We start from the raw sequence: 2,460 nt of genomic DNA, 5'->3' as shown, positions 1-2,460 counted from the left end.
GTATGCGTCCGGCGAACCCGTCTTGACGAGCGGTGGCGCAATCAGGCCGCAGGCTGCCAGCGATGCGGCAACAGATCTTGGATGCGACTGGCAGGTTGAGTGGGCAGCCGTTCGAGCACGTCCTTCAGGTAGGCGTACGGGTCGTGCGCGTTCAGTCGCGCGGAGTGCACGAGACTCATGATCGCAGCGGCGCGCTTGCCCGCGCGCAATGAGCCAGCGAACAGCCAGTTGTTGCGTCCAATGGCAATGGGCCGGATCTGGTTTTCAACCCAGTTGTTGTCAATGGGCAAGTCGCCGTTAGTGATGTAGCGCGTCAGTGCTTCCCATCGTTTGAGGCTGTAGTCGATTGCCCTGGCGGTCGCCGACCCGTCCGGCACCTTCTGCCGCTGCTGCGTCAGCCACTGGTGCAAGGCATCAGCAATGGGTTGGGTCTTTTCCTGTCTGATCGCCTTGCGCTCATCGGGTGCAAGTTGCTGCGTCTCACGCTCAATCTCGTAGAGCTTGACGAAGAACTTCAGCGCCTGTTCGCCCACTTGGCTGCCGTGGTTGGCCCAGAGCTCGTGGAACTTGCGTCGCGCGTGGGCCATGCAGCCCACCTCGGTGACGCCGAGCTCGAAGCAGGCCTTGTAGCCGCTGAAGTCGTCCGTGACCAAGTGTCCCTTCCAGCCCGGGTGCTCGTCGCTGCCGGGCAGCCCCAAGAAGTCACGTGCATGCTGCCCGCTGCGGCTGTCGGCGAAGTCGAAGACGACTGCCTTCATCGGGTTGAAGCTCGTTGTGCAGTAGCTCCACAGGTATGCCCGGTGCGTCTTGCCGTTACCTGGCTTCAACATCGCCACCGGCGTCTCGTCGGCGTGCAGCACGTCGTGCTTCAAGAGTTCTGCCGCCAGTGCATCGACCAGCGGCTGGAGTTGCACCCCGCACTCACCGACCCACTGGGCCAGCGTGGAGCGCGAGATCGCCAGTCCCGCGCGCTCGAAGATGCTTTCCTGCCGGTACAACGGCAGGTGATCCAGGAACTTGGCCACCAGCACCTGCGCCAGCAGTCCGGTCGTGGGGATGCCCTTGTCGATGATGTGCGGGGCCACCGGCGCCTGAACCAAGGTCTCGCAATGTGCGCACACCCACTTGCCTCGGATGTGCCGCTCGACGGTGAAGACGCCGGGTTGGTAGTCCAGCTTTTCCGCGACGTCCTCGCCGATGCGCTTCATCGCGCAACCACAGCCGCATGTGGTGCTCTCGGGTTCGTGGTGGATCTCGCGGCGTGGCAGATGCGCCGGCAGCTTGTCGCGCTTGGGCTTTTGCTTGTCTTCGGCGAGCTTCTTGCCAGGCTCGAGGGACTCGATCTCGGCAGCGAGTGCGGCGAGATCGGTGTCGATGGTCTCCTCGATCAGGCTCTTCTGCTCGGCGGTGAAGGCCTCTGACTTTGCGGCGAACTTCAACCGCTTGAGCACCGCCATCTCATGCGTGAGCTTGTCGATGGTGGTTTGTTTGAAGGCCGACTCGCGCTCCTGCCGCGCGATGATCTCGTCCTTGAGGGCCACCTCCGCTCGCAGCGCGCGCAGCACTTGGCGCAGTTGCTCCGGATTCAGCGAGTCGATGTTCTCGGTGGCGATCACGGACAGTGATCGTGCCTGACCATCGGCCGACGGGCATCGGCACATCCGGCAATTGCGCGATGCGCTGGCCCGCGTTCTACAACACGGTGATGATGCCTGCCTCGCCGATTCGCTGCCACGGCAGCCCCAGCACCAGGGCATTGAGTTGCGCATGGGTCAGTGCCAGCGTCGAGCCGCTGTCCTTGGGCCAGACGAACTTGCCGCTGTTCAAGCGCCGAGCTGCCAGCCATACGCCGATGCCATCGTGCACGAGCACCTTCATGCGGTTGGCGCGCCGGTTGGCAAACAGGTATGCGTGGTTCGGCCGGGCGGAGCCGAAGACGTTGACGACGCGCACCAGCGCTGCTTCGGTACCGGCCCGCATATCCAGTGGCTCAATGGCCAGCCACACCGCGTCCACGCGAATCACCGCAGCAACTCGCGCATCCAGGCCGCGAAGTCGGCCGCCGCCGATACAGGCCACGTGATCGTCATCGATGTCGCGCCGCGGCGAAGCTGGATCTGGATGTCGCTCGTGCTCGTCGACGCCGACATGGCCGGAAGCGACACGGGCACGAACTCGCCACTGGTAGTGGGCACCGCCGACTGTCCTTCTCGTGCCAGTTGCCGCCACCGGTGCACGACATTCGCATTGATGCCGTGCGCCATCGCCACCTTGGCAACCGAGGCGCCGGGTGCATTGCACTCCGACATCACCTGCGCCTGCAGCTCCGCGCTGTAGCGCCGTCTCGATCTGGGTCCTGAAGCGAGTTTGTCGCTTGTCATCATGTCCACCTATCTTTAAGTGGACACGATCCTTCACGTCGCGACGCTCGGATTCAAGATGGGATTACCGGACGCATAC

General features: G+C 63.7%; 3 protein-coding genes. All 3 read right to left on the bottom strand.

All coding sequences use genetic code 11. The features are described from left to right. Positions 1 to 41 precede the first annotated feature (41 nt). The 3 genes from tnpC to tnpA all read right to left on the bottom strand — a co-directional run bounded on the left by tnpC (position 42) and on the right by tnpA (position 2,384). The gene (tnpC, locus tag AC1DSF_RS30455) at positions 42 to 1,616 is read right to left on the bottom strand and encodes an IS66 family transposase (RefSeq protein ID WP_478184044.1); all 1,575 of its coding nucleotides are present in this window, start codon (positions 1,614 to 1,616) and stop codon (positions 42 to 44) included. Between the two features lie 76 nt (positions 1,617 to 1,692). Then, positions 1,693 to 2,016 (bottom strand): IS66 family insertion sequence element accessory protein TnpB, encoded by a 324-nt coding sequence (tnpB, locus tag AC1DSF_RS30450; RefSeq protein WP_478184043.1) that lies wholly within the window; start codon positions 2,014 to 2,016, stop codon positions 1,693 to 1,695. Between the two features lie 5 nt (positions 2,017 to 2,021). Further along, complete coding sequence (gene tnpA, locus AC1DSF_RS30445) at positions 2,022 to 2,384, bottom strand: IS66-like element accessory protein TnpA (RefSeq protein WP_478184042.1); 363 nt, start codon at positions 2,382 to 2,384, stop codon at positions 2,022 to 2,024. Between the last annotated feature and the right edge of the window lie 76 nt (positions 2,385 to 2,460).

The sequence above is a fragment of the Variovorax sp. 01N429 genome, assembly GCF_056399425.1.
The sequence above is the reverse complement of the archived record's forward strand: the minus strand, read 5'-3'. Positions and strand labels throughout refer to the sequence as shown.